The sequence below is a fragment of the Kitasatospora sp. NPDC028961 genome (assembly GCF_055564815.1).
This window is the reverse complement of sequence record NZ_JBVHVO010000036.1, coordinates 1-14424: the sequence shown is the minus strand read 5'-3', so window position 1 is coordinate 14424 and position 14424 is coordinate 1. Positions and strand designations below refer to the sequence as shown.

At 75.5% G+C, this 14424-nt stretch carries 12 protein-coding genes; 2 read left to right on the top strand and 10 right to left on the bottom strand.

The features are described from left to right. Positions 1 to 121: 121 nt before the first annotated feature. Positions 122 to 748 carry a MarR family winged helix-turn-helix transcriptional regulator gene (locus ACZ4UX_RS34080; RefSeq protein WP_359838418.1) on the top strand — a complete coding sequence of 209 codons (627 nt, stop codon included), beginning with the start codon at positions 122 to 124 and terminating at the stop codon, positions 746 to 748. Here ACZ4UX_RS34080 and ACZ4UX_RS34075 read toward each other — a convergent pair. Next, positions 639 to 1580 (bottom strand): EamA family transporter, encoded by a 942-nt coding sequence (locus ACZ4UX_RS34075; protein ID WP_359808495.1) that lies wholly within the window; start codon positions 1578 to 1580, stop codon positions 639 to 641. The genes ACZ4UX_RS34080 and ACZ4UX_RS34075 overlap by 110 nt on opposite strands. Before the next feature lie 106 nt (positions 1581 to 1686). Between ACZ4UX_RS34075 and ACZ4UX_RS34070 the strand changes: the two genes are divergently transcribed. Continuing rightward, positions 1687 to 2592, top strand: a complete 906-nt coding sequence (locus tag ACZ4UX_RS34070) for a LysR family transcriptional regulator (RefSeq protein ID WP_465709477.1) — start codon at positions 1687 to 1689, stop codon at positions 2590 to 2592. 73 nt (positions 2593 to 2665) lie between these two features. On the opposite strand, the gene ACZ4UX_RS34065 is transcribed toward ACZ4UX_RS34070, so the two are convergent. The 9 genes from ACZ4UX_RS34065 to ACZ4UX_RS34025 all read right to left on the bottom strand — a co-directional run bounded on the left by ACZ4UX_RS34065 (position 2666) and on the right by ACZ4UX_RS34025 (position 14149). Then, the gene (locus ACZ4UX_RS34065; protein WP_352288042.1) at positions 2666 to 3457 is read right to left on the bottom strand and encodes a ZIP family metal transporter; all 792 of its coding nucleotides are present in this window, start codon (positions 3455 to 3457) and stop codon (positions 2666 to 2668) included. 273 nt (positions 3458 to 3730) lie between these two features. After that, on the bottom strand, positions 3731 to 5461 hold the full coding sequence (locus tag ACZ4UX_RS34060; RefSeq protein ID WP_465709476.1) for a restriction endonuclease: 1731 nt from the start codon (positions 5459 to 5461) through the stop codon (positions 3731 to 3733). A gap of 113 nt (positions 5462 to 5574) precedes the next feature. Beyond that, positions 5575 to 7368, bottom strand: coding sequence for a hypothetical protein (locus tag ACZ4UX_RS34055; RefSeq protein ID WP_465709475.1), 1794 nt, complete (start codon positions 7366 to 7368; stop codon positions 5575 to 5577). 198 nt (positions 7369 to 7566) lie between these two features. Beyond that, positions 7567 to 7881 (bottom strand): cupin domain-containing protein, encoded by a 315-nt coding sequence (locus tag ACZ4UX_RS34050; protein WP_329487735.1) that lies wholly within the window; start codon positions 7879 to 7881, stop codon positions 7567 to 7569. A 161-nt stretch (positions 7882 to 8042) separates the two neighbouring features. Then, a complete protein-coding gene (locus tag ACZ4UX_RS34045; RefSeq protein WP_329487736.1) occupies positions 8043 to 8699 on the bottom strand; it encodes a YigZ family protein in 657 nt (218 codons plus the stop codon). 173 nt (positions 8700 to 8872) lie between these two features. Then, positions 8873 to 10162, bottom strand: a complete 1290-nt coding sequence (locus tag ACZ4UX_RS34040; RefSeq protein ID WP_465709474.1) for a DUF6986 family protein — start codon at positions 10160 to 10162, stop codon at positions 8873 to 8875. A 139-nt stretch (positions 10163 to 10301) separates the two neighbouring features. Then, positions 10302 to 11879 (bottom strand): DUF2637 domain-containing protein, encoded by a 1578-nt coding sequence (locus ACZ4UX_RS34035; RefSeq protein ID WP_465709473.1) that lies wholly within the window; start codon positions 11877 to 11879, stop codon positions 10302 to 10304. A gap of 243 nt (positions 11880 to 12122) precedes the next feature. Then, the gene (locus ACZ4UX_RS34030; protein WP_329487739.1) at positions 12123 to 12788 is read right to left on the bottom strand and encodes a response regulator transcription factor; all 666 of its coding nucleotides are present in this window, start codon (positions 12786 to 12788) and stop codon (positions 12123 to 12125) included. Continuing rightward, the gene (locus ACZ4UX_RS34025; protein ID WP_465709472.1) at positions 12740 to 14149 is read right to left on the bottom strand and encodes a sensor histidine kinase; all 1410 of its coding nucleotides are present in this window, start codon (positions 14147 to 14149) and stop codon (positions 12740 to 12742) included. Before ACZ4UX_RS34025 ends, ACZ4UX_RS34030 begins: the two co-directional genes overlap by 49 nt. Positions 14150 to 14424: the final 275 nt, after the last annotated feature.

Genomic DNA, 14424 nt, shown 5'->3' with positions numbered 1-14424 from the left:
AACCCAGATAGTGAGCCAGACTCAACAACTTTACGGAGCCCTCGTCCGTGGCGCGTCCTGCCCTGCTCCCACCCCCGGACCGGCCGATACCCTTGGTCGACACCTGCCGAGGAGAGCCCCCATGACCACCACGCCGACCGACGACGCGGGGAGCTCCTCCACCGGCCCCGGCACCGCCCGGGACGGCGCCGCGGCCCCGGACCTCACCGTCGCGCCGGACGGCACCGCAGTGCAGGACACCGCGGCCCAGGACACCGCGGCGCAGGACACCACCGCCGAGCTCGCCGACGCGATGACCAGGGCGATCAAGCGGATCCGCCGCCTCACCAGCGAGCGCCTGGAGCCCTTCGGCATCACCCCCGGTCAGGGCCGCGCCCTGCGCACCCTCGCGCACGCCCCCGGTTGCGAGCTGCCGGACCGCGCCATGCGCCTGGGCGACCTGGCGGAGCGGCTGCACATCGCCCCCCGTTCGGCCACCACCGTGGTGGACGCGCTGGAGGAGGCGGGGCTGGTGGAGCGCACCCCGGACCCGGCCGACCGGCGCGCCGTCCGGATCGTGCTGACGACGGCCGGCCGGTCGGCGGTGGAGCGGATCGGGCAGGTCCGGCACGAGGTGGCGCAGGAGTACTTCGGCCCGATCAACCCGGCCGACCAGGACGCCCTGCTGCGAGCGCTGCGCTCCGCCGAGAGCGCGTACGCGGCCACCATGCCGCCGCGCCGGACAGCGCCCCCGGGCGCAGCGCGGTGATCCCGATCCCGGCGATCACCAGCAGCGCCGCGCAGCCGGCCACCGGGCCGATCCGCTCGCCGAGCAGCAGCCAGGCGGAGGACATCCCGAACACCGGGACCAGCAGCGAGTAGGGCGCGACCGTGGTGGCGTCGTAGCTGCGCAGCAGGAAGCTCCAGGCGACGAAGCCGAACAGGGTGGAGACCAGTCCGACGTACCCGATCGCGCCCAGTCCGGCCGGGGTGAGGTCGCGCAGTGCCCGCAGGTCGGCGGCCGGGCCCTCGACCAGCAGCGAGAGCCCGAGCAGCGGCAGCGGCGGGACGGCGCTGACCCAGACCATCCAGCGCAGCGCGTCGCGCGGGGCGGCCTTGCGGGTCAGCACGTTGGACAGCCCCCAGGCGACGGCGGCGAGGACGACCAGGACGAAGGCACCGACCGGGCCGCCGACGCCGTGGTCGACGGCGCTCAGTCCGATGCCGGCGAGCGCGATCCCGAGGCCGGCCAGGCGCTGCGGGCCGGGCCGCTCGCCCAGCAGGACGGCGGCGAACAGTGCGGTGAAGACCGCCTGGCCCTGCAGGACCAGCGAGGAGAGCCCGGCCGGCATCCCGGCGTGCATGCCGAGGAAGAGCAGTCCGAACTTGACCACCCCGAGCACCAGGCCCACCCCGAGGACCCACCGCCACGCCACGCGCGGCGGGCCGACGAAGAAGACCGCCGGGACGGCGACCACCGCGAAGCGCAGGGCGCAGAAGAGCAGCGGCGGGAAGTTCTCCAGGCCGACGTGGATCAGGACGAAGTTGAGGCCCCAGACGGCGGCGACCAGGACGGCCAGCGCGATGTGACGCGGCCTCATGCTGCCGCCGGGGGCGGCCGGTGTTGCGGTCATGGGTCGAGGATGGCCCCCACCGACCGTGTAGCACCAGCGATGAATTCTGAAGGGCGGGCTTTAGCATTGCTGCATGATGGATCTGGGACGCCTGCGGGCGCTGCACGCGGTGGCCGTACACGGTTCGGTGGGCGGGGCGGCGGCCTCGCTCGGCTTCACGCCGTCGGCGGTCTCGCAGCAAATCGCCAAACTGGAGCGCGAGACCCGGACGGTGCTGCTGGAGCGTCAGGGCCGGGGCGTGGTGCTGACCGACGCCGCGCGCGAGCTGGCCGTCACCGCGCAGGCGGTGCTGGGCCTGGTGGAACAGGCCCAGGTGCGGCTGGAGGAGCAGCGCGGCCGGGCGGTCGGGCGGCTCCTGGTGGCCGCCTTCGCCACCGGCGCGCGCGGACTGATGCCGGGCGCGCTCGCCGACCTGCGCGAGCGCTGCCCCGACCTGGACGTCCGGCTGCTGGAGAGCGACCCGTACCCGGCGGCCGAGCTGGTGGCCCGGGGCGAGGTGGACCTGGCGCTGGTCCAGGACTGGCCGACCGTGCCGCTGCCGGTGCAGGAGGGCCTGGTCCGGCTGGACTTCGGCCCGGATCCGGTGGACCTGCTGCTGCCGGCCGCGCACCCGCTGGCCGGGGAGGCCGTGGTCCCGGTGGAGCGGCTCCGCGGGCAGTGCTGGATCAGCGTGCCACCGGGCAACATCTGCCACGACTGGCTGGTCCGCACGCTGCGCGAGGTCGGCGAGGAGCCCGACGTGCGCTACCAGGTCGGCGAGTTCGAGACCCAGATCGCGCTGATCGCGGCGGGTCTGGGGATGGGGCTGGTGCCGCGGCTCGGCCGGGGCACCCTGCCGCCGGGGGTGGTCGCCCGGCCGGTCCTGCCGGAGCCGGCCCGGCGGGTGGTCGCGCTCTGGCGCGCCCAGGCCTCCCGGCGGCCGGCGATCACCGAGGCACTGGCCGCGATGCGGGACCGGTGGGCCGCCCTGGCGACGTGAGCGCGGGCCCGGCCCGGATGTGCGGCCACCCGGGCCGGGTGTGCGGCCGCCCGGGCTGCCCGGGTCCGGCTGTTCAGCCGGCGAACCCGATCACCAGCCACATGAAGCCCACCCCGAGGATGGTGCAGAGCAGGGTGGCGCGCGAGGGGTGCGGGCTGTGCGCCTCGGGGAGGATGTCGGAGGTCGCCAGGTAGAGCAGGAAACCCGCGAAGAACCCGAGGTAGAGGCCGAGCAGTTGCTCGGGGATGGTGAACAGCAGGGTGATCGCGGCGCCGGTCACCGGTGCCAGCGCGTCGGCCGCGAGCAGGGTCAGCGCCCGCCGGCGGTCGTTCCCGTACAGCCGGGTGATCGTGTAGGTGTTGAAGCCGTCGGCGAAGTCGTGGGCCACCACGGCGACGGCGACCACCGTCCCGACGGTGGTCCCGGCCTGGAAGGCCGCGCCGATCGCGAAGCCGTCCATCACGCTGTGGCCGACCAGGGCGAGCGCCGCGGTCAGCCCGATCCCCGGCGCGGACGTTCCCTCGGCGACCGCCGGTTGGGCGTGCGCATGGGTGTGGACGTGCTGGTGGCCGTGGGTGTGCGCGGCGTACTCGCCCTCGTGGCCGCGGTGGATGGCGACCGCCCGCTCGACGACGTGGATCGCCAGGAACCCGGCCGCGAACATCAGCAGCGCCTGCGGGACGCCGTGGATCTCCCCGGGTGCCTGGTGCAGCGCCTCCGGCAGCAGGTCGAAGGCCACCACCCCGAGCATCAGCCCGGCGGCGAACCCGAGCACCAGATGGCGCCGGTCACCGGTGCGCTGGGCGACGTAGCCACCGATGAGCGTCATCAGGAAAGCGCCGGCGGCGACCAGGATCGCGGTCATCCCACCTCCCCCGTACCGGAGACCCTACGCATCCCCTCGCCTCCCCCGTGTCCTGAGCGTCCCGAGCAACCCCCGGGCGTCCCGGCGTCCCGTGCCCCGGTGGCTCGCCGGGGCCGATCGCCGAACGGTGCCGGACGACCCGGGCCGGGCACGCCCCGGCGCCGGTGCCCCCAGCCTCGCCCGGTGCCCGGGGCGCCGCCCGCCGGGCGGTCCGTGAGGGTGAGCCGCGAGAGCACCCGGGCACCCGTCGGGCTCGCGGCCCGGCCGGCCCGTTCAGTGACCGGAGGCGAGCGGCAGCCCGAGGTGGGTGCGGGCGAGCTCCCGCACGCCGTCGCCGTCGACCAGATGGATGTGCTGGTGCCCGTCCTCGCCGGTGAGGTCGAGCGCCTCGTCGGTGAACCGGCCGGTGGTCAGCCGCAGACCGCGCTCGGCGGACTCCTCGCGGACGGCCTCCGCCAAGGTCCTGATCTCCTCCTCGCCCACCGCCCCGGACCCGCGGGACGCCCAGACCACCCAGCGCCCGGGCAGCGCGCTGCCCGCCGCCCCCTCCCCGGTGGCGACCAGGCCCGCCGGGCCGCGCAGTCGTACGCTCCACTGCTCCAGCCCGCCGCGGGTGAGCAGCTCGCGGACCAGGTGGGCGAACTCGTTCGCCGAGAGGTCCGGCGCGGACGGCACGGTGGCGCCCGCCAGGGCGGCCGGTTCGACGCCCGCCCTGGCATAGGGGTCCGGGGTCACGGCGGCGCCGAGCTGGCGCAGCCGGACCAGTGCCTCGTCCTGTTCGGCGTCCGCGTAGACGCCCTCGCCGTCGTGCTCCTCGAAGGGGGCGGCCGCCGGCAGCAGCCTGGTCCGGGCGAGGGCGTCGCGGTCGGCGTCCACGCTCACCAGGCAGAGCGGCTCCGCTCCGGCGGACTCGCGCAGCCAGCCGTTCAGCACCACCCCGGCCAGTATCTCGTCGGTGTCGACGGCATCGGCGGCCTGCAGCGCGCGCAGGGCCAGCCGGGCGACCAGCCGCAGGTAGTCGGTGGCCCGGTCGGCCGGCGGGCGCGGCACCGGGAGTATCTCGCCGTCCGGGGCGAGCCGGTACCCGGTCAGCGACGGCACCAGGTCGAGGGACGGCAGGTCGAGGTCGAGCACGGCGGTGCGGGTGAGCGGGCGGAAGACCGCCCGGCAGGGCGCGGGTACGTCCTGGGTGGCCGTCTCGGCGGCCGCCAGCGCCCGCTCCAGCAGGGACTCGACCGCGGCCGGCTCGGCCAGCCGGTACGCCCGCCGGCACTCCTCCAGGGTCTCGTTGTACTCGCGGACCGCGCGGGCCCTCGCCTGCTCGGCCTGCTCGTGGACCCGCCGCGACTCGTCCTCGGCCGGGCGGTCGGCCCCGGCCCGCCGGGTGCGCCACTCCCGGAGGGCACGCTGGTGGGTGAGCCGGGCCTGGGCCAGCTCGCGCTGGAAGCCGGAGTCCAGCAGTCGCCGGGTCGGCGGCTCGTCGGGGTCGGCCCCGGCCGGCCGCTCGGGCGCGTAGTCCTCCCAGCGCGGTTCGGCGTCGGCCTCGCCGCTGCCCGGGCCGGTGGCCGGGTAGGGCCTCGGCTCGTAGTGGCGGAGCTGGCTCTCGAAGTCCATCGCCGAGACGGGCAGCGCGGCCCGCCGCAGGAGGTCCGCGAGCCGCTCGTGCTCGGCCCGGACGGTGTCGGACCGGTGGTGGGTCAGCGCGGCGGCCCGGGTGTGCGCGGCGACCGCCTCGTCCGCGCCCTCCGGGCCGGTCAGGCCGGCCGCGCCGCTCAGACCGTCCGGGCCGCCATGACCGTCGGCCGCCCGGTCGGCCGGGCCCGGCGAGCCGGGTGGCCCATCGGGCCCGTACGGACCATCAGGCCCGTCAGGCCCGGACGATCCGTCGGATCGGTCCGGACCGTCCGGGCCGCTGACGCCGAGGTCACGGAAGACCGAGGCCAGAAAGCCGGGTTGGGGGGCCATCACGGCGCCGTCGGGCTGGCCGTCTGCTGAGTGCTGCATCGGTCGCGGTTCCCCCATGCTCGTCCGGCGCCTGCCCGGGGCGGCCGGCGAGCCTACGGGCCGCCCCTGCCGGACATTGTCCACCGAACGGGCGCACCGGTCAGCCAAGCCTCTCAGTTGGTCCGGGTGTTGGTCAGGTGCAGGCCGATGTAGCCGACATAGATCCGGCCACTGCCCGAACAGTCGTCGAGGTAGTGCAGCCGCGGGGCCGTCCGCCCACCGCCGATCCGCAGGTGCGCGCCCATGAACGCCCGCCGGGAGGCGTCCACGCACTCCGGTACCGGAAGTATCCGCTCGCGCTTCCACTTGGTGTGGCTGAAGACCGTCCGCGACTCCCCGCGCACCGCCTTGCGGGGCGGGAAGCGGTGGCGGCCGGCCGGGGTGTGCTCGCACCACTGCTTGAAGTCGCCGCCCGCCTCGCCGCGCACCGCCGCCTCGGCGTACTCCTGCAGGGACGTCAGACCGCCCCAGGTGAGCCGGGCCCAGCCGGCCCCGGCGCACCGCAGGTCGTCCAGGGCGAGCGCGCTCTTCTGGTCCCCGGTGAAGGTGAGCAGCGGGAACTCGTCCAACCGGGCCATCAGTTCGGTGAAGCTGTCCGGCACCGCCCGGAACCCGGGAGCGCCCGGTGAGCCCGGTCTGCTGCCCGCCCCGGGCGCGGCCGGGCGGCGCCCCGCCGAACCCGGGCCGACGCAGAGCCGACCGGCCGGCCCCCGGGACTGGACGCCCCGGCGCGGCCCGGTGACCGACCCGCCCGGCGGCTCGTCGGCCGCCGACGGCACCCGGCGGCCCCGGCGGCGCTCCCGGCGCAGGCTGTGCCGCACCCGCTCCAGCTCGTCGGCCCTCGCCTGCTGCTCGGCGTGGTCCTGCTGCTCCTCGTGGGCGAGCGCCGCCCGCTCGGCCCGGGCGGTGGCGTCCTCCGGGCCGGTGCCCGGGCGGGCCGCGGTCGCGGGCACCCGCAGCACCGGGACGGCGGCCAGCGGTGCCGGCAGCGGCAGCTCGGCGGCGAGCCGGCGCGGTTCGCGGGCCAGCAGCCCGGCCGCCCGGCGGAGGTCCTCCTCGATCCGGTGGCGGGCCAGCACCGGGTGCCGCGCGGCGTCCGACCGGGAGGCCGGATCGACCTCGGGCTGATAGGTGCGCACCGCCCCGCCGTAAACGGTGTGGTACTCCAGTGCGACGTTGAACTCGGTACGGGCGCCCGGATCCAGGACGTAGGCGGTGGCGAGGCCGGGGAGTTGGCGGCAGAGCGGGCGGACGACGTCCTCCACCCAGCTGTCGAGGTCGTGGTTGACCGGGACGCTCGCCACCACGACGGGCAGCCGGCGCTCCGGATCGCAGAGTGCGTCGATCAGGCCGTCGACCTCGGCGGCGGTCAGCACCCTCGGCGCCGACTGGACGGCGGCCGGGCCGTCGGTGGCGTCCAGCAGCGGCAGCAGGCTGCAGGTGAGTTCGGGCACCGGCACCCGGCACGGCGTCCGTACCCCGGTGCCGGTGGTGTGCGTCTCGGCCTCCAGCCGGACCCAGGTGCGGCCGTCGGCGCCGGTCGCCGTGGTCAGCGTGAGTTGGTGGGTGCCGTGCGGGGCCGGGGTGCGCAGCCGGCGGCGGTCGTAGCGCCCGGCCCCCGGGCCGCCCCGCAGGGGGCCGCCGTCGCGGTCGAGCAGGACCCGGTCGCCCAGGCGCAGGCGTTCGGCGGGGACTTCGGCGGCCTCGGCGGCGACGGACCGGTGGGCGGCCGGCGGGGGCTCCTCACAGCCTTCGTGTTTCAGCCAGGCGGCGAGGCGCTGGTCCGCCAGGGCCACGGCGTCGGCGTGCGGGAGCGCGGTGGTGACGGTCATCCGATAGGGCGTCGCGAGGCCCCTGGGGCCGGGCAGACCGGCGCGGGCGGGCGACGAGGAACGGTCTGAGGTCATGCGCATACCTCCGTGGTGCGGTGGTGGGGTCTGTCGTCCTCCATCGATGGGGGTGTGTTCGTCCGGTTCTTGCCGGATCCTTGCCCAGGAAACGCCACAGCCCGGAGCGGAAGTTCCAACTCCGGGCCACGTCAATACGTTCGAGTGAATCTGCTCAAGCCGACCGCCGGACCGGGCCGGCTTCTGCTGCGGCCGGTCTCAGCCCTCCGCGCGGCCCGCGCCGCTGCGGCTCCACTCCGGTTCGGCGACCGGCACCGCCAGCGGGCAGCCCTCCGGGGCGTCGTAATCGGCGATCAGCACCACGGGGACGGTCCCGTGGTTGCGGCCGACGTGGACGTGGACCGGCCCCGCCTCCTCGACCAGCGACTCGCCCGCCCGGCTGACCTCGACCCGGCCGTCGTGCAGGGTCCGCGTCAGCGTCCCCGACAGCACCACCACGTCGACCCGGCCCGGGTGGTAGTGCCAGCCGGTACTGGCGCCCGGGGGCAGGGTGATGGTCTGGACGAGGGACATCTCGGCTCGGCCTCCTGGTCGGCGATCCGCCCAGGCTAGGCAGGGTGCGGGAGGACGGGAACCCGGCCGGACCCGATCTGGCCGAAAGTCGGTCCGGCCCCCGGCCCGGTCGCTCCGCGAACCCCCGCCCGAGCGTCACCCCCGCGCCGCGGGGAACCCGCTCAGACCGGCACCTCGACATACGTCCGACCCGCCGCCACCGCCACCGCGGTACCGCCGGTCGCCTCGGCCAGCCAGGTGCGGAATTCGGCCACCTCCGGCTCCGGCACCCCGACCTCGATCCGCACCCCGGCCGCCTCGTACGCGAGGTCGCTCACCGTGTAGCCGGCCGCCCGCAGGTCGTTCTCGACCCGCCCGGCCCGGGTGTGGTCCGCCGCGACCGCGAGCAGCGCCACCGGCCGCCGCTCCAGCAGCCCGACCGCGTCCACCGCCTCCGACACCGCGCTCCCGTAGGCCCGGACCAGGCCGCCCGCCCCGAGCTTGATCCCGCCGAAGTACCTGGTCACCACGGCCGCGGTGTCGGTCAGCCCGCGCCGGCGCAGCACCTCCAGCATCGGCACCCCGGCTGTACCGCCGGGCTCCCCGTCGTCGCTGGAGCGCTCGCGCCGCTGCTCGTCGCCGACCACGAAGGCGGTGCAGTTGTGCCGCGCGTCCCAGTACTGCTTGCGGATGCCCGCGATGAACGCCTGCGCCTCGTCCTCGTCGGTGACCCGGGCGAGGTGGCAGATGAAGCGGGACTTCTTGATCTCGATCTCGTGGCTGCCCGCGTGCCGGATGGTCAGGTACTGCCTCGGGGTCGGCTCCGGCGTGGCGGACATGGTGCGGCGGTTCTCCCGGAAGACGGCGAAGGCTGGCGGCGGCCCCACGTGGTTCCGGGGCGCCACCGCCAGCCTAGGCCCTGCCCGTTCGGTCACCGGTCCGAGCCGGAGAGCGCCGGGTCGGAGCAGGGACGAGTCGGAGCAGGGACGACTCGGGGCGGGGCCGGGAGGGCTCAGCGGCCGGCCAGCGCGTCCAGCCGGGCGCGGTCCAGACCGGTGAGCGAGAGGACCTCGGCGAGGTCGACCGCCCCGCAGTCCAGCCCGCGCAGCAGGTAGCCGCTGAGCGCCCGGGCGGTCGCCGGCTCGTCCATCACGTCGCCGCCGGTCTTGGCGACGTACGCCGCCAGCCGGGCGGCGGCGGCCGCCAGGCCCTCGCGGTAGAAGGAGTACACCGCGACGTAACGGGTCGGCAGGTGCGCCGGGTGCATGTCCCAGCCCTGGTAGTAGGCACGGGCCAACGAGCGGCGGACCAGGTCGTGGTGGAGCTTCCAGGCGGCGTGCACCTGCTCGGTGGACCCGGTCGGGATGACGTTGGTCGACCCGTCGGAGAGCCGGACGCCGGTACCGGCGGCGGCCACCTGCATCACCGCCTTGGCGTGGTCGGCGGCCGGGTGGTCCATGCTCTGGTAGGCGGCGCCGACCCCGCAGGCGGCGCTGTAGTCGAAGGTCCCGTAGTGCAGACCGGTGGCCCGCCCCTCGGCGGCCTCGATCATCCGGGCGACGGTGGCCCGGCCGTCGGGGCCGAGGATCGCCTGGGTGGTCTCGATCTGGATCTCGAAGCCGATCCGGCCGGCCGGCAGCCCCGCCGAGCGCTCGAAGTCCGCCAGCAGCCGGACCAGCGCGGTGACCTGCTCGGCGTAGGTCACCTTGGGCAGCGTGAGCACCAGTCCCTCGGGCAGGCCGCCGGAGGCCAGCAGGGCGGTCAGGAACAGCTCCAGGGTGCGGATGCCGCGGTCGCGGACGGCCGCCTCCATGCACTTGATCCGGATGCCGATGTACGGCGGGGCGCTGCCGTCCGCCACGGCGGCCGCGATCAACTCGGCGGTCCGGACGGCGGCCGCGTCCTCCTCGGCGTCGGGCCGGGGGCCGTAGCCGTCCTCGAAGTCGATCCGCAGGTCCTCGACCGGCTCCCGCTCCAGCTTGGCGCGGACCCGGGCGTGCACGTCGGCGAGCAGCGCGTCGTCGGCCACGCCGAGCGCGCCGGCCAGGGCCGCCGGGGTACCGGCGTGCGTGTCGAACGCCTCCAGCGCCTGTCGGCCCCAGTCGCGGACGGTGTCGGCACCGAAGGCGTCGGCCGGGACGTAGACGGTGTGGACCGGCTGCCGGCTGCCGGAGTCGCCCGGGTAGCGGCGGGCCAGGTCGGCGTCGACCGGGGAGAGCAGCGCCTCCACCGCGGCACGCGCCGCTCCGGAGAACGAGGCTCCGCCCGCCGGACCGGTACCGTCCACCTCGACCTGCGACATCCGTACTCCTCCGTGCCGAACCAGCGCTTCAACAGTTTGTTGAGGCGAAGGTAGCCCCGCCGGGGTCGGGCGTCAATGGCCGACCGAGCGGCGGACGGGCAGGCGGCAGGCGGCTCCGGCTCCTGGGCGGGTCCGCCGCTCAGTCCCTCCCGGCGGCGGCGTAGCGGTCGCGCAGCTCGGGGAAGAGCTCGGCGACGTCCTTGTGGTGCACCGAGCCGTCCGGCCGGGTGCCGGTCACGCCGTACTCCTTGGTCAGCCAGTCCGCGAGGCGCTGCGGGCTGGGCTCCTTCTCGAAGGTGTCGATGTAGCTGACCAGCGCCGTGTAGCAGAGCTCGGGGTCGAGCCGCGACGGCGCCGGGCGGGAGGCGGAGTCGTACGGGCGGCCGGAGCCCTCGGCCGCGTCCGGCTCCGGGGCGAAGCCCTCCTCCTGCGGGTAGTCGGCCTCGCGGACGTACTCGGCGTCCTGCGCGTAACCGGCCTCCACCGGGAGGTCCGCGTAGCCGGCGCCGTCCGGACCGGTGTGGACCTCGGACTGCGCGACGGCCTGGGCGGTCGCCGCTCCGCCGGGACGGGCGGCCGGGCGCGCCGCCGGCTGCGGCTCGGGCTGGGCGGCGGACGGCCGCGGCGGCTTGAACCACGGCGAGGCCTGGCCCGGCACCCGGCCGCCCGGGGAGCCGTCGCCCTGCGGCCCGGTGGTCCGCACCGGCCGCTCGGTCCAGACGTTCAGCTCCTCCCGGGGCTGCGGCGGCGCCTGCTCCTCCTCGGCGGCCGGCTCCTGCGAGGCCCGCAGCCGCACCGCGGCCAGCTTGGCCAGCATCGGCGCGGCCACCTCCGCGGGCACCGGCGCCACGGCGGGCACCGCCGCCTCGGACCGGACCTGCTCCACCTGGAGGCCCTCGGGCCGGGCGTTCTCCGGCCGGGCGTCCGCGGGCTGTGCCTGCGCGCGCGGCTGCGCCTGCGGCTGGGTGCCGGCGGCAGCGGCCACCGGGATGGCGGCGGCCGGCGTCCGACTCTCCCGGAGCTCGGTGGCCGTGCGGGACTCCTCGTCCAGCCGGTCCAGCAGCGCCGGGTCCAGTGGCACCCCGTACTTGGCCAGCTTCAACGGCAACAGCGCCTGGATCGGCGCCGAGCGGCGCCAGCCGCGCCCGTACCGGAAGCGCAGCTGCGCCCGGTAGACCAGCCGGTTCTGCTCCAGCCGGACGACCTCGTCGTAGGAGCGCAGCTCCCAGAGCTTCATCCGCCGCCAGAGCCGGAAGGTCGGCACCGGGGAGAGCAGCCAGCGCATCAGCCGGACGGACTCCATGTGCCGGTCGGCCGTGATGGCGGCGATCCGGCCGACCGCGTGCCGGGAGGCCTCGACGACGACCACGAACAGCACCGGGATGACGGCGTGCATGCCCATCCCGAGCGGGTCGCCCCAGGAGGCGGCCGCGTTGAACGCGATGGTGGCGACGGTCAGCAGCCAGGCGGTCTGCCGCAGCAGCGGGAAGGGTATGCGGAGCCAGGTCAGGACGAGGTCCAGCGCGAGCAGCACGACGATACCGGCGTCGACACCGATCGGGAAGGCGTAGGAGAAGGCGCCGAAGCCCTTCTCGGACGCCAGCTCCCGCACCGCGTTGTACGAACCCGCGAAGCCGATGCCCGAGATCAGGCAGGCCCCGGCGGCGACCAGCCCGAGCAGGCTGCGGTGAGCCTTGGTGAGCGGAGGGCGTGCCATAACGTCTATCAACCCCTGGGTGTCGGCTGCGGCCGTGCGCTGCCTCGGCGCCGGTTCCCGGTGGTCGGGGCGCCGGACGACCGAGCAGCCGCCGGGCTCGGCCCACCGGAGTTTACTCGTACAGCTGTTTCAGCTTCCTCGCAGCCCGGGGTGGAACCGGCCCCGGCGGACACCGGGCGCGGGCCCCGTGTCGACCGGGTGTCGGCCGCGTGCCGATCGGGTGCCGACCGGCCGGGCGGGGCGTCAGGCCGGTCGCCCCGCCGTCCCGTTGAGATAGGCGAGGACGGCCTGGACCCGGCGGTTGGCGTCGTCGGCGGGGGCCAGACCGAGCTTGGTGAAGATGTTGGCGATGTGCTTCGCCACCGCGCCGTCGCTCACCACCAGCCGGGCCGCGATCGCCGAGTTGGAGCAGCCCTCCGCCATCAGTTCCAGCACCTCCCGCTCGCGCGGTGAGAGGTGGTGGAGCGCGCCCGGCCGGCGGGAGGTGCGCTGCACCAGCTTGGCGATCACGTCGGGGTCCATCGCGGTGCCGCCGGCCGCCACCCGGCGGACCGCGTCGATGAACTGGTCCGCGTTGAAGACCCGGTCCTTCAGCAGGTAGCCGACACCACCGGTGCCGTCCGCCAGCAGCTCCCGCGCGTACAGCTGCTGCACGTGCTGCGAGACCACCAGCACCGGCAGGCCCGGGATCTCCCGGCGCGCCTGGAGCGCGGCCTGCAGGCCCTCGTCGGTCAGCGTCGGCGGCAGCCGGACGTCGACCACGGCGACGTCCGGCCGGTGCGTCAGCAGCGCGTCCAGCAGTTCGGGGCCGGTCTCGACCGCCGCCGCGATGGTGAAGCCGTGCGCTTCCAGCAGCCGGATCAGGCCTTCGCGAAGGAGGTAGAGGTCCTCGGCGAGGACAACTCGCACGGCAGCTCCAAGGTGATGGTGGTCGGACCGCCCGACGTGCTGTCGATGGCCAGGACACCGTCGAAGGTACCCAATCGCCGCTCGATCCCGCGCAGGCCGGTGCCCCGGCTGGGATCCGCCACACCGACGCCGTCGTCCGTCACCGTGACCCGCAGGTTGCCGGCCCGGTAGAGGATGTCCACCCAGACCTGCTCCGCGCCCGAGTGCTTGGCCGCGTTGGCCAACAGCTCGCAGATGCTGAAGTAGACGGCGGCCTCGACCGGCGCCGGCAGCCGGTCCGGGAGGCTCACGCACACCTCGGTCGGCAGGGCGCTGTCCAGCGCCAGCAACTGCACCGCGTCGCCCAGTCCGCGCTCGGCGAGGACCGGCGGGTGGATGCCGCGCACGAGGTCGCGCAGCTCCTGGAGCGCCCGGGCCGAGGACTGCCGGGCCTCGGAGAGGAGTTCGCGGGCGGCCACCGGGTCGGTCTCCAGCAGGTGTTCGATCGTGCCGAGGGTCATCCCGATCGCGACCAGCCGTGCCTGGGCGCCGTCGTGCAGGTCCCGCTCGATCCGGCGCAGTTCGGCCGCCTGGTTGCCGACCGCGTCCGCCCGGGTCTCCGTCAGCTGGGCGACCCGCTTGGTCAGCTGGGCGTGCGAGGCGCGGCCGTCCTGGTCCAGCACGCGCCGGGCCAGTTCTACGTAGCCCCGCACCGCGTACGGCGCCAACACCACGCCGAGTGCCATCAGCAGCAGCCCCAGGACGACCGAGACCAGCGGGGAGGCGCCGGCCGGATCGATCGGCCCGTACTCCCGGTATTCCACCGGAGCGGTCACCGCGTAGCCCGCCCCGCCCACCAGCAGACCGGCCACCGGCAGGGCGAGTACGGCCGCAGCTGCCGGGCTGATCACCAACCAGGCGATCTCCGACCGGGTGGCCCGGTCCCGGGCGGCCCAGTGCAGCAGGTGGGCGAGCTTCGCGACGCCGTGGGAGCGGTGGTACGAGTACCCCGTCCACCAGTGGCCGCGCTCGTCCCGCTCCAGCGCCGGCCGGGGGTCGTACTCGACCGGCAGCCGCATCCCGTACCAGCGGGCGAGTTGACCGCGCGTCCGGTTCGCGACCCGGCGCACCAGGAGGCCGGCGGTGGCCGCGCCCGCGAGGGCCGCCGCGAGCAGGGTGAACACGGTGCCCAGGTCATAGAGGTCCAGCATCGAGTTCACCGCACCACCGGCGAAGGACGCCGCCACGATCGGCAGGGCGACGGTGGGTACCGCCCCCAGCGCCACCAGAGCCAGCCGCACCAGACCGCGGCCGCCCGCCAGGAAGGCCGCCTCCGTCTGAGCGCGTACGCCCGCGCCGCTCGATCGGTTCGCTGCTGTCACGGATGCTCCTGGGGCCGGTACCGGTCGTCGTCCACCCAGTGTCGCCGGGTGGCAAGGGGCGGGGCACTGGCTGTCGCACCCCGATTCCGGGGTGGACCTAGCACCACCCCGGAGCGGCACTCCCTCCCGCCGGGCCTGGCGATCGCCGGCGAGCCGCAGCCACCCACCGCGAATGCCGCCGGAAACGCAAAGAACCCCCCGATCCGTAAGGATCGGGGGGTTCTTTGGAATGATTGTTCGGCGGCGTCCTACTCTCCCACAGGGTCCCCCCTGCA